7 protein-coding genes are annotated in these 17,539 nt (G+C 47.4%); 6 read left to right on the plus strand and 1 reads right to left on the minus strand.

What is annotated here, in order from left to right:
• The first annotated feature begins 100 nt into the window (after window positions 1-100).
• The 4 genes from L1F29_RS03455 (at window position 101) to L1F29_RS03470 (ending at window position 12,537) form a co-directional block, all read left to right on the plus strand.
• A complete protein-coding gene (locus L1F29_RS03455) occupies window positions 101-9,901 on the plus strand; it encodes an S-layer homology domain-containing protein (RefSeq protein ID WP_258387000.1) in 9,801 nt (3,266 codons plus the stop codon).
• A 660-nt stretch (window positions 9,902-10,561) separates the two neighbouring features.
• On the plus strand, window positions 10,562-11,950 hold the full coding sequence (locus tag L1F29_RS03460; RefSeq protein WP_258387001.1) for a hypothetical protein: 1,389 nt from the start codon (window positions 10,562-10,564) through the stop codon (window positions 11,948-11,950).
• Entirely contained in the window at window positions 11,934-12,152 is a 219-nt protein-coding gene (locus L1F29_RS03465) for a hypothetical protein (protein ID WP_258387002.1), read from the plus strand. Before L1F29_RS03460 ends, L1F29_RS03465 begins: the two co-directional genes overlap by 17 nt.
• Window positions 12,153-12,201: 49 nt before the next feature.
• Entirely contained in the window at window positions 12,202-12,537 is a 336-nt protein-coding gene (locus L1F29_RS03470; protein WP_258389596.1) for a sigma factor, read from the plus strand.
• Window positions 12,538-12,642: 105 nt separating this feature from the next.
• Here L1F29_RS03470 and L1F29_RS34170 read toward each other — a convergent pair whose 3' ends face one another.
• On the minus strand, window positions 12,643-12,996 hold the full coding sequence (locus tag L1F29_RS34170; protein WP_309252376.1) for a helix-turn-helix domain-containing protein: 354 nt from the start codon (window positions 12,994-12,996) through the stop codon (window positions 12,643-12,645).
• A gap of 322 nt (window positions 12,997-13,318) precedes the next feature.
• Here L1F29_RS34170 and L1F29_RS03480 point away from each other — a divergent pair, with 322 nt between their 5' ends.
• Both L1F29_RS03480 and L1F29_RS03485 read left to right on the plus strand, forming a co-directional pair.
• On the plus strand, window positions 13,319-15,607 hold the full coding sequence (locus L1F29_RS03480) for a helix-turn-helix domain-containing protein (RefSeq protein ID WP_258387003.1): 2,289 nt from the start codon (window positions 13,319-13,321) through the stop codon (window positions 15,605-15,607).
• Window positions 15,608-15,879: 272 nt separating this feature from the next.
• Entirely contained in the window at window positions 15,880-17,493 is a 1,614-nt protein-coding gene (locus L1F29_RS03485) for a type 2 periplasmic-binding domain-containing protein (protein WP_258387004.1), read from the plus strand.
• Window positions 17,494-17,539 lie beyond the last annotated feature (46 nt).

The raw sequence follows: 17,539 nt of genomic DNA on the forward strand, positions 1-17,539 counted from the left end.
GTACTACTTTAGTAGGACTACAATCTCCTATGATTCGCTCTAAGATGTCTTATAGAGTCGAAAAATAGGGGATTTTTTTGTGAAGAAAGGAAGGATTAAGTTGCGGAATTTCATGAATTTCGGTGCATTCAAAAAAATAGTCTCTTGTCTGTTGGTGTTCGTGCTGGTGGCGACGAACATAACGACAGCGGCATTCGCTGCGACGCCGGGGGAAGGACGCGGGGATGATTCTTACAATGCGGAGCTGCTTCGCTTGTTAAGCGATGAATACGGAGCAGAGCAGGCGCCCGCGATGCTGGAGACGATTCAGAAGCTTGGCCTGGCGAATGCGAACGGTCAACTGCTGAACTACTCTATTATTATAAATAACAAGAGCTATACGGTAGAGGAACTGAAACAGCTATTTGCAGATGAGAACACCGACTTGACGCAAATGGCCGAAGTCGACGGCGAGCCGATTACGCTTGCGGCGCTCAAGGAGATGATCGCGATTGAGGAACGCTTGTCCAGCCTGCTATCTGCGGGAGCAGAAGGAGGAACCGGCTTGTCCTCCGAGCATCTGGACAACCTCGACTCCTTGCTGTCGCAAGTCGATGGAGAGGGCGGATTGCGTTTTGTCGACGAGAACGGCAATCCAATGATGGGAGCCAGAGGGCTCTCGGCTGCGGCGGGCACGGATTACGAGGATGAGACCGTCGTATCGGTCACGAAGCTGGTAGAAGCGACAGGCGTTTCCTTCACGGAAACGGTCAGTTTCACATTCGAGTTGAACAAAGCACAGAGCAAACCGGTATCCTTCTCCTACGAACTGATGGACAGTACGCTTCATATTCAACCGCGGAACAATCAGGTCATTAAAGGAACGGTTGAATTTCAACCGGGCGAAACGACTAAGACGATTACGTTCAACGGTTTGTATGTTCAACGAAATATTATTCAATCTTACTGTGTATCTGGAAGAAATGACTTTAGCACGAATCCAGGCGCTTTAAGCACCTATCAAAATTATGTGTGGACCAGCTATGGGCGGGCCGATTATTTGCATTTCTCCAACTTTAATAATTTCGATCGGATGGATTTTGACCAACTGGAGACAACCCGGGATTATGTGCCGTTTACCCATGCCTATGAAGGGGGCGGCTACCTTTCCTTCACCTTAGGTACAGGACAAGGGCTCTATAAAAGCGATTCGCTGAATGGCGTCGGCTTTGGAGCCTGCTACTCCCGTGGCGACACATTGTACGGTGACCGAGTGGCTTGGAAGCAGGAGCCTGTTATGAAGGAAGTCAAGGCGCAGGCAGGCAGCTATACGACAGGGCAGATTATACCGATGCAAGTGCTGTATAGCAATATTATTTCGCGTGAGCAGCCGAGGGATCCGGCGAGCAGGCCAAGATTGTCGCTCGTCGGAGGCGGCGTTGCTTATCCGGATGTCATGCCTTTTGCGGATTTTACCAGACCGGAAGTTTACAATCTGGCCTATCCAAGCTTGTCTCTCATTGGCGGTTATATGGCGGTTGTCGGCAAGGGCATGACATCTGCTGATATGAACGTCGTTGACGCAGTAGATGAAACGGCAGCCATGTGGGGAACAACGACCTCTCCTTATGAATATCGCAAAATTGCCCCCATTTCATGGGGCAAGGACTTTACGAATACGCCCAATATCGTTATTAATCCTGCGCGAGGCGATGCTTTTCAATCGCTGACGCTGGAACAACCCAGCTATACGGTCGGTCAGACGTTGAAAGCGACGCTTCAGTTGAGCAATGATAACGGAGAAGCGGACTGGTTAATTGATGGGGTAACGACTTCCGAGGAAATTGCCAAGCGAGTCATGATTTCAATCGGCGACAAGAATCAAGGCCGTCTTGATTTGCACTGGAAGCTCGGGGGAGACGGACTGCCTTTGTCCCCTCCTGTACTGGAAGGGGAATTGCAGATTACGAAAAGCGTCTATGATACGTTAAAAGACGCAGATGCCAACGTGGACGGCAAGCAGCTTCGGGCCAAAGTGTACTACAACCGCAATATGACGCCGGGGGCGCTCGATGCGGGCAATAAGGACGATTTCGGGATGATGGCCAATCAAACGGTCAACTTCCAGGTGGGAGAGCCAAAGTTTATTACTCCTGCCGATTTGTCTATTACTTACCCTGCATCTTGGCCGTCCGGCACGCCGTATGTGGTGAATTTGATTGATGCAACGGCAACCAAGCTGGGTTTCACTTATCCATTGGATGCTACGCATGTGACACCGGATCAGTTCGAATGGCGCAGCAGCGACGCTTCGGTCGCTGGGATTACCGCCGACGGCACCATTCTTCCTAAAGGAGCGGGTACGGTTATCTTTACGCTGGCAGCCAAAAACAATGGAGAAGCGGCGGAAGCGACAGTCACTTCGCAGACGATTACGATTAGCGCGGACGGCTCAGCGGCCGTGGTCGTTCCGAGCTTTGCCAATCGCGTATACGTCAACAAAAGTAAAGACGCGAACATCATTTGGTCAACCAATGTGATGGATCGTTATAAAGAGTTGGCCGGCGCGGGCGGCGTGGTACAAGACGCCAACTTCAAGCTGGAGTTCTTCGAAGGGTTTTTCGATGAGGCTCAGCTTGCCGGGAAGCAGCCGACTCAGACTTGGGAAGCCCCGGCCATTGCCGAATTAATCAATGCCACAAGCTTTAGGATTCCGGGCTCCTATATCAAGGACATTTCAAACAGCAATGTGCCTAGCTATACGGTTCGCATCAGTACGGTCAATCCGGAAAATGCGCTGTCCACGCTTTCCGCCGTATCCTATATCGTCGTGAGATCGGAAGCGGCAATCGTCACGCTGGACAAGTCGATGGGACAGTTTGTGCTCGATTCCGTCGGCACGCTGCCTGTTGCATGGACGCTCGACAATTTCGATCCGGTGAATAAAGGTGAATTTGAATTCCAGGTGACAAGGAATGGCGTTCTTATTCCAGAAAGCCGTATCGTATTCGATAAAGCGACAGGCCAGTTCAGCGATGCGCAAGTGACGGCAACGGGCGGAAGCTACAATTTGAACCTTGCTCCCGTGACTGGAAGCAAGCAAATCAAGGATGTATACACCATTACGCTGGCCGTGAAGAACAGCACGGATTCGACATGGTCGTACGACTCGTTGTTTTTGCAAGTCTATAAGAGCGATGCTCTGCAAATCCAGATTGACGGTCAGCCGACCGCCTCCTATAAGATGAGCAATATCGACCGCATTAAGCAGATGACGAGCGATCAGATTCTTGCATTAAAGCGAAATATTATGTTGAACAATGAGCTGGGCGTCAACAACAAGGATTACGACGATCTGGGAGAGATTACGGACCAGATCGCCTGGAAATCCTCCAACAATAAGACAGGCGCAATTTATCATCGCAGTAACGGCTATGTCGAAGATATTGAGAAGTTCAATAATTCTTCCTACCAGCCGAAGCAAAAATTTCTGTTGGGCGGCTTGAGCGACGGCCAAACGACAATTACAGCCACTCATGCCCGTACAGGTATCAAAGCCGAGCTGGATCTGACCGTCGAGACGTTGAAGGATAAGCTATATTTATTCCAACTGTATCCGAAGACGGAAACGACCTTGACGTATACGAACGGCACGGGCGCCGAAAAATCCGTGAAAAGCGATGCCAACGGAGAATTGGCGTTATATGAGGAAAGCGGCATTGCGAGCGATGTCTATGTGACTTCCGTCTTTAACGGCACGACCTACACAGGCGTGCTCAGCCAGGACAGACTGCTATCGCAGGAAGGAAATCCAGCGCAGCTGGAGCTGTATCCGATTAATATCCTGCAGCTTCGTCAGTTGTCGAAGGTCGAAGTGTTCTTTAAGACGCCCGATGGCAAGCCGTACACCGGAAAAGTGACCTATCGCGGCGGCGTATACAAGAACGGGTATTACGCCGAAGCGACAGAGATCGGCGGCGCGGGCATTACGGAGACTCTGGCAGGGGACGGCAAGCTGGAGATCATTTTCGATACGACGGACTTTTATTCCGTTGCCGCCGGGGAAAAGAATGCCGCGGATTTATCCGCTAAGGACAAGCTTGAGTTCATTATCGAAACCCGATTCGATGACGACCGCTACAATCCAAGTTTAATCTCGCTGGACGGAGATGCGAGCCCGGTCGACCGCATCGTCATCGGCGACAAAATTGCAAGAATGATCAGCAATGATCGGCAGCAGCCGACGCCTGTGATCGTGAATCAGGTTGTCGCGAATAGTGATCAGAGTTCCAAAACCGATATTCGGGATTATCGCGGCAAGTTCGGGCCTAATAATACTTACCCGAGCATTCAATTGACGACCGAATTGTTGTGGTGGGGAGAAGAGGCGGATAAGGAGGCTTATGCCCAGCTGGAAAGCAGCACAGGCCTTGTTCCGCAAGGGCAATCCTACCAGACCCTCAAGTATCCGTTCTCGGATTTGTGGTTGACGCGGCACGTTCAAGTACTGAATAAGGATACGATCTGGCTCGACAAGGCAAGATCGGGATCGGTTCATTTCAAGCTGTACGACAAGCCGGGCAGCTTCCGCAAAAGCTTCACGTCGACGGCAACGCTCGTCAATATGATCGGCGTATCCGAGGTCAGCGTTTCGGAGCTGCGTTCCGGCATTCAGAAGCTGAAGAACGATATGAACAGCACCAACGGAAGCACGAACGGACCGAGCAACAATGATAAGGTCGTTCTGGAGACGCTGAGCTTACTAGGGAATCTGAAAATGGATGTCGGTCCGCTCTCCATGAGAGTGTATCCAACGGATGACCCGACGGTCTTCAAGATGATTATGTCGGCTTCCCTGAATAAGATGGCGTCGACGCAGGGCAGCAGCGATGTGCAGTTTTTTCAATCAAAGAACAACTTTGCTCCCGGAGCCGGCGACCTGTATAAGATCGCGATGGGCCAATTTGTGGAAGACCAGAAACGCCAGTATTCGCAAGTCAATAAAGACCAGCATTCCGGCAAGAACATCCCGTTTAGCGCCGGCGGATACTACATTGGAGAAATCAAGTATAATTTGAAAACCGATGCCTGGGAAGCCGTCGTGCATGGCGGCGGATTCAATGCGGGGGGAGGCTTCGAGTATTCGTGGGCCTGGAACATTCAGGCGGGTATTGTACCGGTTACGTTCTCGCTAACGATTGGCGGCGGCGTCGAGGTCGGATTCAGAGCTTCCGTCCTGTTCGATGAAGTGCCGGGCAATCCATGGAGCAATCCGCAGCTGGACAGCGTCAACGATTATTTGACCTCGCTGCGCGTCATTGCTTATATCGAAGCGTTCGGCGGAATCGGCTTTGATTATTCGATTATCGCGGCCAAAATTGGCGTGTTCGGCAGGATTACGCTGGAAAACACAAGCACATGGCTGAATCGGGACTATTTGAAAAACAGCAACGATCGCGTGCTGTACGGCAATAAGCTGACGATGGAAAGTATTGTCGGCGTGCGCGTCGTGATTAAGTTCTTGTTTATCTCGATTAAGCATGACTTTGCTTCTCTGCGTTACAGTCATACATGGCTGTCGAAAAACTGGAACAAAATTCAGGATTACTGGAAAGAAAATGCGACCATGCCGCTGATGGCGTCCAATGCAGAAGTTGCCATTATGGCTTACATGAGGTCCATCGGAGAAGATCCGATGCAGGTGCTTAGCTCGCAGACGATGGAGGATCGCAGCTATTTGAACGAATACGATCGCGCGTGGCAGCAAGCGCCAACCGGCGCGAAGAGAAGCTTGCTTGCCGCAGCTCCAAGCGGACCGCAGGTGCTGCAATCCAATGCGTATCCGTATTCCAACCCGCAGGTTGCCGCGGACGGCTCGCTGTTCGTCTACCTGTCCGACAACAACAGCGCAAATGTGGAAGATACGGTCGCCTCTTGGGCGGTTCGCAACGGCCAGGGCGGCTACGACCAGCGCGGAGAGATTGTTACCGATGCTGCGCTTAAGGGCTATGGAGATACAGGACTGCAGCTTGCCGGCGAGGGCAATCTGATCGCCGCTGTCTGGGTCAGACAGAAGGATAAAATCAACAAGGAAGCCGGAGAAGAGCTAACTGGCGCCGACATGCTGCTAATGAACAACAGCGCCGAGGTGATGGTTTCCATCTATGACGGGACGAAGTGGACGACACATCGGCTAACGAACAACCAAAGCCCGGATGTGGCGCCGATCGTCTCGGTGGGCAATGGCAAGGTTGTCGTCGCTTACCGCAGCGTATACTCGTCCAATGTCGAAAATCCGCTTGATTTCTCCGAATCGGACAGCATTGTATACAAGGTATATGATACAGCCAGCGGCGTTTGGAGCGATACCGAGACACTGTACAACGGTACGAACGGTACAGTAATGGGCATGTCGGCAGAAACGTTGACCGACGGGACAGCGGCTGTTGTCTATACGGTCAACAAAGGCAACACGAATCAAATTCCGGCAGAGCAGTACGTCGCCGGAACGGATAACGAGATTGTGTATGCGGTCATCGATACGTCGCCGGATCCGACAGCCCAGACGTCAGGCTGGAAGACGAAGGGCGTCGTGAAAAACTTGCAAGTGACCCATGACCGCAACGCCAATGAGAACCCGCAGTTAACGAGCGCCATTTTCCCGGATGGGATTGAACGCTTTGTTATGGCTTGGTATGCGACAAGCGGCGAGGACGACAGCGCTGCGGAAGACATCAGGATGCTGGCGGTGAATCGGGACGGCGAAGTCTATTCGGAATTTGTGGACAGCCTGAGCGCTGTGAAGGCGTACAATAACGTCAGAATTAATCCGAACTTTGTGTTTGCTAAAATGCCGCAGGCAGACAGGAAGCTTGAGCATCTGTCGTTAATTTGGAAGGAAGCGCAGGTCGAGACGACATCCGGGAATGTGATTAGCCGCGATGTGTTGAAGGCAGTGAAGCTCGGCATGAACGGCGGGGAATTGTATCTGTCGGGTGTTATGGAGCTAGGAGCGATGCCGGAAGATACCGCTATTGATACGATTGCAGCGTATATCGGCAACAGCTCGGGTACAGAAATTAATGCGCTGTTGCTGGGCACGACGTATACGACCGATACGGAGGTTGTGGGTGCCATTACGCCGAAGGAGGAAGGGGAAGCGGGAGGAAATGCGATTCCCGTTACCGTATCAAAGGCGGTTAGCGCTATGTATACCGCTAGCGCAACGTACCATAATCAATTCAATGCGGAGCATGTTGTCTATAATCCCGGCGAGATCGTAGCCGGCTATGAATTGCCGATTCAGTTCAATGTCGTCAATCAAGGCTTATCCGCGATTCAATCGGTGGACATTACGATTAATGGAGAGCTGACGAATTACAATAATCTGTCACTTGTGCCGAACAGCGCCAAGGGCTTGATTGCCTATCACACCGTGCCATCGCCGATTGCGGATGCGCCTTATCAGATCGAGGTTGCTTTTGCCGATGGCGAACGACAGTCGACAGCAGGCATACTGCGGCTCGATGTGCCGGATACGGGAATTTCGAAGATTAAGGTCATGAAGGAAGAGGGCGGCAAGCGCATCTTGTCCATTCCGGTCTACAATAAGAATGGCACGACGTCAGTCAACAAGGGACGCGTCGTTAAGCTTGCGCTGTATGAAGATAACCAGTTCACGGACGATTCGAGAATTGGAAATGTGATTGAGATATCGGATGCGGACGATTTGAGCTTGGTCGATCAAGGCGCATATGTCGAGACGGTGGAGTTTGATGTCCGCGCTTATTTGACCAAGCATGGCTTGCAGGAAATACCGGATAACGGGATTACGGTTTATTTGCGCAGTTGGGCAGAGGATGCGCAAGGCGAGCCGTTGAAGGAATTTGATGAGTCTGACAACGAAGCGAAAGTGACGCTCGACAATTTGGCGTTGAAGTACAATGAGAACCAGGTGCTGCTGACGATGGAGCAGACGAATACGGCTTCCCGTACGAATGTGGACCTGACCATGCAGAACATGAATATGGCTTCGATCTCGTCCGGAAACGTACTGCTCAATCTGCTCGACGCCGAGGGTCAAATCCTGGAGACGAAGTATGTGGCGACCGATGCGGCAGGGCTGCTGTCGTTCTCCGCAGAGGAGAAGAAGACGGCAACAATACAGTTCGGCAAGGCTGGGCATTCCGTTCAAGGGATGTTCTTCCAGGAAAGCGCAGATGCGCTTGATGCAACGTTAAGCACGGTTGCGCTCAGCGGAATCGAGTTGGACTTCGATCCCGGTCAAACGGCATATGCGCTGCAATCCAGCGACTTGAAGAGAACGCATATCGTTGCGGTGGCGTCCAACAGCGGGGCAACTGTCTCTCTCCTTGATGGCGAGGGCAACGTCATTCGTTCGAACAAAGGCTTCGTGTCCGTGGATAAGCCCTTAGAGCTGTCGACCGGCGGCGCGTTGAATGAGTTTACGATCTCTGTACAGCCGGCAAGCGCAGCGGGAACGGCAATGGCCTATCCAATTGCTCTTACGAATACCCAATCGTCCAAACCGCATCTTGAAGTGCAGGTTAAGGGTACTAAGGGGGCGGACGGCAAGTACGCCGACGATGTCGAGCTTTCGCTTTCTCCGTATGACGTGGAAGGCTTTGAGATTGACAAAGCGCAATATCAGATCAATAACGGGAATTGGACAACGGCTGCTTACAACGGAAAAACCGGACAGAAATTGACGACCCTATCGGGAGAAGGAAGCTACAGGATAGCGGCTAAAATAATATTGGCATCCGGTCTGGCCTACGAGCTTGATCCCGTGACGCTTGAAATTGGCGGTCCCGTCATCGAACCTGTGGATGCAGCGGCATCTAGCGCGACGGCTTCCAAAACAAAGGTCATTGCCGACGGGAAGGATCAGGCAACGATCAAGGTGATCTTCAAGAATGCAGGCGGCAATGCGCTAAGCGGGCGTCAAGTCATACTGACTGCGGACGGCGGCAGCTCCAAGATTACAGCCGTGGAGGATACAACGAATGCTAAGGGCGAAGCGAGCTTTACGGTGACGAATACGGTAGTAGAAAGCGTCCGATACACAGCGAAGGATGCAGTCGGCGGGGTTACTTTGTCACCCGTACAGGTAAGCTTTGAGAGCCGAACAGATTCGGGAACGGGAACCGGTACGAATCCGAATCCGGGAACGGATCCGAGTCCGGGAACCGATCCGAAGCCGGACCCGGGAACCGATCCTGAGCCAAAGCCAAAGCCGGATGACTCTTCATCCCTACTTTTCAAAAAAGGGCTGATTGCATTCGAAGAACTGCTGCGCTCGATCAAAGAGAAGCTTCAGTCCACGGCAAACTTGGATACTGCGGCAATGTTTACGGATATTCAGAAGCATTGGGCGCTGAAGTCCATTGATAAGCTTGTAAGACTAGAGGTCATAAAGGGATATGGCGATAGCCGCCTTAAACCGAATAACCCGATCACCAGAGCGGAGTTTGCTTCGATGCTGGCACGGTTGTTCGTGTTTGCGCCAACAGATGCCAAGCCTGCGAAATTCGCGGATGTGCAAGGATATTGGGCAGAAGGGGCAATCGATACCTTGACCAAGCACGGTATCCTTAAAGGCTACCAAGATGGAACCTTCAAGCCGAATGCGGCGATCACGCGCGAAGAAATGATCGTCATCCTGATGAGACTGATCAATGAAGCAACACTTCCGCAATCCGGCAGCACGGACTTTCAGGATTTATCCCTGGCAGGAAAATATGCAAGGGATTCGTTGATGGCAGCGGCGAAGGCTGGAGTAATTCAGGGCTACGGAAATTCCCTTAACCCTAAAGGAAATGCGAGCCGCGCGGAGACGGCGACGATGCTGTTGAACCTGCTGAAGCTGGAGCCTAGACTGCAAGAGGTCCTGGAACCGTAACAAGCTACTGCAATGTTCTGACAGCCATTGGAATCGCTGATCGGACTTGTGGTCTCCTCACAAGCAACACGGTTTGAACGCATATTGACTATATCGCAATAAAAGAGGCTTCTCACAGGTTCGGATGCGAACTTCGTGAGAAGCCTTTTTGCGCTCCATTACGCAGATCGTAATTTCTTAGTGGATCCGTTTGGGGACGAATTGGAGATCAAAGCTGTCATTCGAACCGTAATAGTAACCAATAGAACCATACTCCAAAGGAGAAAAGCCTAATAAATCAATAATAAACATGGCTGGTCTTTTTTTGTGCGTCATATGGATTTTGATAAAATCTCAATTCTACTACTTTCGTATGATTCCTTATTCTCTTAGAACAACTATACTACGGCCTGTGGAGAGCTTCATATGACTATCCGTCCCAAGTGCGAATGCCCAACCGGCGGTAGTAGATACGTAGGAGCCGTCTGATTGTTGAGAGTCGTAGCCGAAAGAAGGAGTAGAGAGGCGTTCGTATCGGTTATGGGGTATTGGTCGGATTCGCCTATCTTGAAGAGTCGCGGCCTGGCTGGCACAGCACAGGTCTTTATCATTGACGCGTGGTAATCCTTTTGGACTGCGAAAATACACAAAAATTCCTAATAAGATGATGAGGTGAACAGCTTGGCCAAGAGGTTATCCATTGTATTGGTTTTTGCATTTATGTTTTCCTGGCTGCAGCCGTCCTGGAGCGTCCCGCGAGCCCAAGCCAGCGACGATGTGATCAAGCCTGCCAACAAAGACGTCTTTATTGACCTTTACGGAACGTATCAATCAGGCTTTCCAGCCAGCAGTTTTATTTCAGGAGCGGCAAATGTCAACGTCAACGTTGTCGGACCGGACTTTGATGCCGGCGACCAGAAAACGGTAATTAATTTTGACCAGCTCAATACGGGCTTGCCGTCTTCCATATCCAAGGTGGTATTAAGGGTATACATTCCCTATGTCTACACCAACTCCAGTTCGTTTGATGTTCGCGCTACGCTTACTGCATCCGACAACACAACCTGGGCGGAAAATCTGGGCGGCAATACCGCCAATTTTCCTTTAAGCAACGGTGACAGCCGGCTGAACGGCTCGCAAAACATCCCGGTGGCCAGCAGCACCGGGATTCTCGATACGACGAATGTCGATACGACGTCACAAGGTTGTGCGCCAATCCCGAATACGCTGCTCGGATGTTTAAACTTTGACGTCACCTCCTACGTGACCAACAAAGCTTCCCTTGGGGCTGCGGATCTTACCTTTATGTTGACCGGGCGGTTAGGCACGAATAAAACAGCCTATTTTACCGTGTATCCCCGTGAAAATTCAACGTATAAACCCGTACTGATTTTTACCGGCGCAGCGGATACGACGCCTCCCGTTGTTACCGGGGTAACGGAGGGCGGTTTGTATAACTCCAACCGCATGATTACGTTTGACGAAGGTACGGCGATTCTAAACGGCTCTGCGTTTGCCAACGGCGGGACCGTCAGCGCGGAAGGTGCCTACACGCTAATTGTTACCGATGCCGCGAATAATGTGACGACGGTGCATTTTACGATCGACAAAACGCCGCCGACCATCACGGGTGTAACGAATGGCAGCAGCTACAGCATCAACCGCACGATAACGATTAGTGACGGCACCGCGACGCTGGACGGCGCAGCCTTCACCAGCGGCAGCATCGTCAGTGCCGAGGGCGCGCATACGGTGATCGCAACGGACGCGGCGGGCAATTCGACGACAGTCACCTTCACGATCGATAAAACGGCGCCGATCGTCAGCGGCGTAACGAACGGCAGTTTGTATAATACCACCCGCACAATCACATTCAATGAAGGCACGGCCACGCTCCACGGTTCAGCCTTTACCAGCGGCAGCGCCGTCAGTCGCGCATTTTACCGATCACCCAAAGCACTCGGTTGTACACGTTATGAAATATTTGCGTCCAGGAGAGGATTCGAACGCATCGCAGGACGAATGCGAGCTGGAACGACGCTTTCTGCCGCACATGCTCGTATCACATGATGTCGTCGCTGCGGAAAAAGGCGGATACTCGGGAAGACCCGGCCCTGTCGTCAAAGGAAGGGCAGGACTGTTCGTTGCGGGAGACTGGGTGGGTGCAGAAGGCATGCTGCTCAACGCATCGCTGTCTAGCGCCAAAAGCGCCGCGCTATGTATAATAAAGGATAAAGATGTAAGCAAGAAAGGGGATACGGATGGAACTTGATTCTGCTTACTTAAGTTATCGGCCGTTGCTTTTGTCCATTGCGTACCGGATGCTCGGATCGGTATCCGATGCCGAGGACTTGGTGCAGGATGTATTTGTCAAAGCAGGGAAATGGGAGATGGATGCGGAAGGCGATAGTATTCTTAAACTGAAAGCGTATCTGTGCAAAATAGTTACTAACCGCTGCCTTGACTTCCTGAAATCTGCCCGCAAGAACAGAGAGGTATACGTCGGTTCGTGGCTGCCGGAACCGCTCGTACAGCATGGTCGGGCAAAGAGATCGTCGTTCGGATCGCGGCACATACGGTCGAACCGCTTGCACCAAACGGCGAGGCGATCAGTATCCACCACCGGAAGTTTGGCAGCCAGCGCACGGACAGTGTAGATGTGCGAACCACACTAAGTCGTTTGTTGCACAATTCCGTTACTATGTATACAAATTTATCAACAAATGGTATATATAGTATGAGTAAATAAGAAAGCGAGGCGGTCAAGTGAAAAAAGGTAATAATATGCTAATTTCACGCCGGAATATCGGCCTGTAACAGAATTTCTTAAAGGCCGAAGAAGCAGATATATGATGAATTTCATGGAAAAGGCGTATTTTATTTAGAGTGTTGCAGATCTTCTGCGCGGTGACTTCAAACAGAGCGAAATAAGAAAAATGAAAGAGTGTACAAAGTATTATTAGCCATAGGTCCAGCTGCAAAGTGGCGGCCATACCCATAGTATATTTGTCAAAGTTATGATCATATCCCTTGGTACCGATATCACAAGCCAATGAACGGCAAATCTTAACAAGAACCTCCATCGAAACCAATTCGTTGTTCGAGAGCTTCGTCAAGGTATTGGGACTGATTCCCTCCGTAATTCTGTTCTCTTCATTCCTTCATCGATCAACAACTTGAAAAGCTTGTTGTAACATACATCCATCCATTAAACACCCTCAAATCCATACTTAAGAACAAGTTACAGAATACCATATCCTATAGATTCTTAATAGTTATGTATGTACAGGATATCATTGAGGTTACTTTTCCAAAGAGCATGGAAGTAAACCATGAATGGAATGAAATCCTGCAAGGTACATCACCAATAAAGGATGTAGTGTATCTTGTGGCCTATTTGCTGAGCATCCACTTAGCTTAAGAGATGAGGTGTAGAATATGGACAAAGAGTACCGGGCTAATAGGAATGAAACGTTCCTTAAGGATTTATTCTCATACTTCTTAATTATCTTTATAAGTATCATAATTAGTACTGCTGCTTATTTTATTTCTGTGCAGATCATCCAGGATGAGATAGATAAAGCACACTATAATTCATTAAATCAAGTTAAGCGAATTGTGGATGACAGACTAAGCGAAGTCAGCAAACTTTTTCTTCAGATGGGTTTGGATCAAAGAATCCAGATAGCCATGAATTATGGTGCCAGCCTTAAGCCCGGCGAAATCTTCAACTTGGCACAGATACAAAAGGATTTACTAAAGTATAAACTAACAAATCCCATAATTAAAGAGATATATATTTATTTTGGCAATAACGAAATTATATTATACGATAATGGGAAAATTCCATTGGATGCACTGGATAAAGCTGGATTGCACAGAAATCCCATTTTAACCAGACAATGGTTGGAAGGAAGGGAAGCTGGGTTTATACCATATAAGGATAATAACTTACAAAATGAAATTGTTTTTATGGAGTCTCTGCCCAGTCCCAGAAAAAAGAATATGTCAGGAAAATTAATAGTTGTTTTCGATGAGAAGATAATAAATCCTTTGATCGAGGGATTAAAATGGATTGATGAAAATGAAATTTTGATTGTTGATAAATATAATAGAGCTTTTCTGTTTGGAGAAAAATACGACTCTTTTGGTTTAATAAGTGAGGAAAACTTCGATAATCTTACATCGACTAATAATAGTAAAGAATACGTCACTTCACATGTCTCATCAAATATTACCAAATGGAAATATATATCGGTTATACCACGACATATATATTTCGGAAGGGTAAAACAAGTAAAGAGTGTAATATATGTATCCCTGTTTTTGTGTTTGCTATTTGGAGGCTTCGTTGCATATTTCTTTGCGTATAGAAATTATAAACCAATGAATAAATTAATCCAATTTATCAGGAGTGATATAAAGCATTCTTATACTAGAGAAGAAAACGAATATGACTTTATAAAAAATGTTTTGGAAAAAGTATTCAAAGAAAAAGAAGTGATTAATGTACAAATCTCGAAACAGCGGGACAAGTTAAGAAACCAGTTTATGACTAAGATGGTTAAGGGGAAGCTTCACTTTGACGGGGTTGAGGAAATGCTTGTATTATATGACATTCAGATCTCCAATGATAACTTTTATGTGGTAATGGTATTTTTTGATATCAGTAATCTTTTTTTTGAAAATGGTGAGGATGATGATATGGACAACTTGGATATGGCTAATTTTATTGTGCAAAATATTGCGGAAGAATTAGTAAACGAAAAATTTCGAGGTTTTTATCTACAAGATGATGACTACAGTATTTGTTTGGTTGATATTGGGAAAGAAGATTTACATGGTTCGGAAAGAGATATAAAAGCTATTGTACAACAGATTAAAAAATTCACTCAGGAGAAGTTCGGAATTTCCCTTTCTGTTGCTATTAGTCAATATGAAAAAGGTTTTTCTGGCATATCCCAAGCTTATAAAGAAGCTGTAGAGGTTATGGAATATCATATTTTAATGGGCCGAAGTGAAGTTTTATCGTATAGTGATTTGCAGCGATATAATAATACGATTCATCAAAATCATTTACTTCATGATGAGCATCAGTTTATCAACTATGTTTTAGTTATGGATTACGATAACGCTAAAAGGGTATTTAATACCATCATACAGGAATGGTTCATTAATGATATGCCTTCATTACAACTAGCCAAATGCAGAATGTATAGCATTATTAATTCTCTTATAATTGCCCTGAAAGAACTGAAGAAATCGTATGGGGAAGAGTTTATTCAGAATGTTCAGCTTATCGATAGTTTACTACAATGTGAATCTTTAAGTGAGTTGAAACATGAAATTGTTGAAATGATGGATCGAATCGAGCTGTATTTTAAGAGGGATGATCCTTATAAGAGGGAAGAAATTCATATAAAGGTTATGTCTTATATCAAAGAGCATTATAGTGTGCAGGAGCTTAATGTTTCCAAGATTGCTGATGAATTTCAAATAGACGTACCCTATTTATCAAAGTCTTTTAAGAAAGGAACTGGAATGGGACCTTTAAAGTTTTTACAGATGATAAGAATTGATAAGGCTAAGGAGTTATTGGTAAATACGAATACGAACATAAGGGATATTTCTACTGAGGTAGGATATATAAGTACTGTAAGTTTTACAAGAGTATTTAAACAATATGAAGGTATTACACCAGGAGCATATAGGAATATCATGAAGTAATATAGATAATCTCAATGTTTGTGCAGAGGACAAAAATTGTATGTTAGCAAGAAATGAATCTTTCTTTTGAGGACATTTGTCACTATAAATGTAAATTGGATATATAGAGAGCATTACAAATAATGAAAACCAGTAAAAAGTGTTTGTTTACCATTTTATAAATGAATCATATAGTCTGATTAAAGGCGCGCCATTTTCAACGTTTTAAAAGTGGTTCAAGAGTTCAATTTGAAAGCGATTTCAAAAATAATATTCTTAAAGGAGGAAGAAGAATGTACAAACGTGTACTTGGTATTGTATTGACAATTGCCCTTATTATATCAGTGGCAGCATGTTCAAGCTCTGCCCCTACCACCGAGGAACCCAAGGATACTACGAATCAAGAACCCAAGGATACTACGAAACAAGAACCCATCAAGGTTAGAGTGGGACTTCCTGAGATTGTAAACGCTAAGTTCGCACAAGGCGAAGATTACTCCAATAATCTTTGGACCAAATTGTTCAAGGAAAAAATCAATGTTGATGTGGTAGTGGATTGGATAACGACTGAGTACGACACAAAGCTCAACCTTGCGATTGCATCCGGCGAATTGCCAGATATGTTCACGGTAAACATAGTACAACTCAACCAGCTTATAGAAGCTGATATGCTTGAGGATTTAACGAGTTCTTACGAGAAATATGCCTCACCATCTCTTATAAAGATGATTGAACCAAACCGGGACATCGTTGAAACTGCCATGCGTGATGGTAAGCTATTGGCTATACCCAGACTGCACTATGGTGATGAAACTTCCACTTCGTTCCTATGGGCAAGAAAAGACTGGTTAGAGGGAAACGGCATTAAAGAAGTCAAAACTATTGAGGATTTTGAGAAAATGATGGAGGCGTTTAAAACGAACAATGGCGCTAAATTCGGTACCATGCTCGATAAAACCCTCAGTGCATTCTTCGAAATGGCTAGTTCATTCCACGCTTATCCCAAGATCTGGGTGGATGGCCCCGACGGTAAAATCGTCCATGGTGCAACCTTGCCCGAGACTAAAAATGCTCTTGCCAAATGGGCTGAATGGTATAAAAAAGGCTATATCAAGAAGGACTTTGCCACAATGGACAGCGCTGCCATGCTGCGGGATGCATATAATGGAGAAGTCGGGACATATGCACAGCAAAACTGGGCTGGCTGGCAAGTTGGTGCAGACATGGTTAAGAATAAAGGAGAAGGCACCTACTTTGTGTCCATGAACCTGCCCAGTGTAGATGACAATAAAATCCTTTATCCAAGACAATTCAGCAACAGCGTATATAGTGTTGTCCGTAAGGGCTATAAACACCCAGAGGTGCTTGTCGAGCTGATAAACACATACATTGATGTTCTGAATGACTCCATTGGCAACGGAACCATGACCCTTGAGGAAGTCCTGCCCTTTAACACCAATGACATGCACCATATCACCGGTCCGTTCAAGGTTGAGTTCGCCCATTATCAAGACATCAAGGATGTATCTTCTTCGGTCATTACAGGTAATAAGCTTCTTGGATCAGGAAATGCGGTGTTGTTCTACAATGAAATCTTGAAGTGGAAGAATGAGGGCGATTTGGTTGGTTTAGGCCGTTATCTTCAGATGGGTCATGAAACAGCATCTCTCGTCCTGGGAAACTCTCATGTTGACAATGAACAGATCAACAAAACCAAGGTATGGGGTGCAATGCCACAGGCCATGCTTGATTACGGTACCACACTCGATGACCTGCTGACTGAGGGTTATACAAAAATTATCATGGGTCTTGAAGATATCAGCTATTACGATACCTTGATTGAAGCTTGGAGACACGCTGGCGGTGACGAAGTAACGGCAGCCGTCAACAAGATGTACGGAAAGTAATGAAATAATTACACTGTCAGCGATCTCCTTGCGTCATATGACGCAA

This window comes from Paenibacillus spongiae, from assembly GCF_024734895.1.
GTDB lineage: Bacteria > Bacillota > Bacilli > Paenibacillales > Paenibacillaceae > Paenibacillus_Z > Paenibacillus_Z spongiae.

Coding starts and splice junctions, on each gene's coding strand:
- L1F29_RS03485 (WP_258387004.1), top strand. CDS start 15,880: ATGTACAAACGTGTACTTGGTATTGTATTGACAATTGCCCTTATTATA.
- L1F29_RS03480 (WP_258387003.1), top strand. CDS start 13,319: ATGGACAAAGAGTACCGGGCTAATAGGAATGAAACGTTCCTTAAGGAT.
- L1F29_RS03470 (WP_258389596.1), top strand. CDS start 12,202: ATGCTCGGATCGGTATCCGATGCCGAGGACTTGGTGCAGGATGTATTT.
- L1F29_RS03465 (WP_258387002.1), top strand. CDS start 11,934: ATGCTCGTATCACATGATGTCGTCGCTGCGGAAAAAGGCGGATACTCG.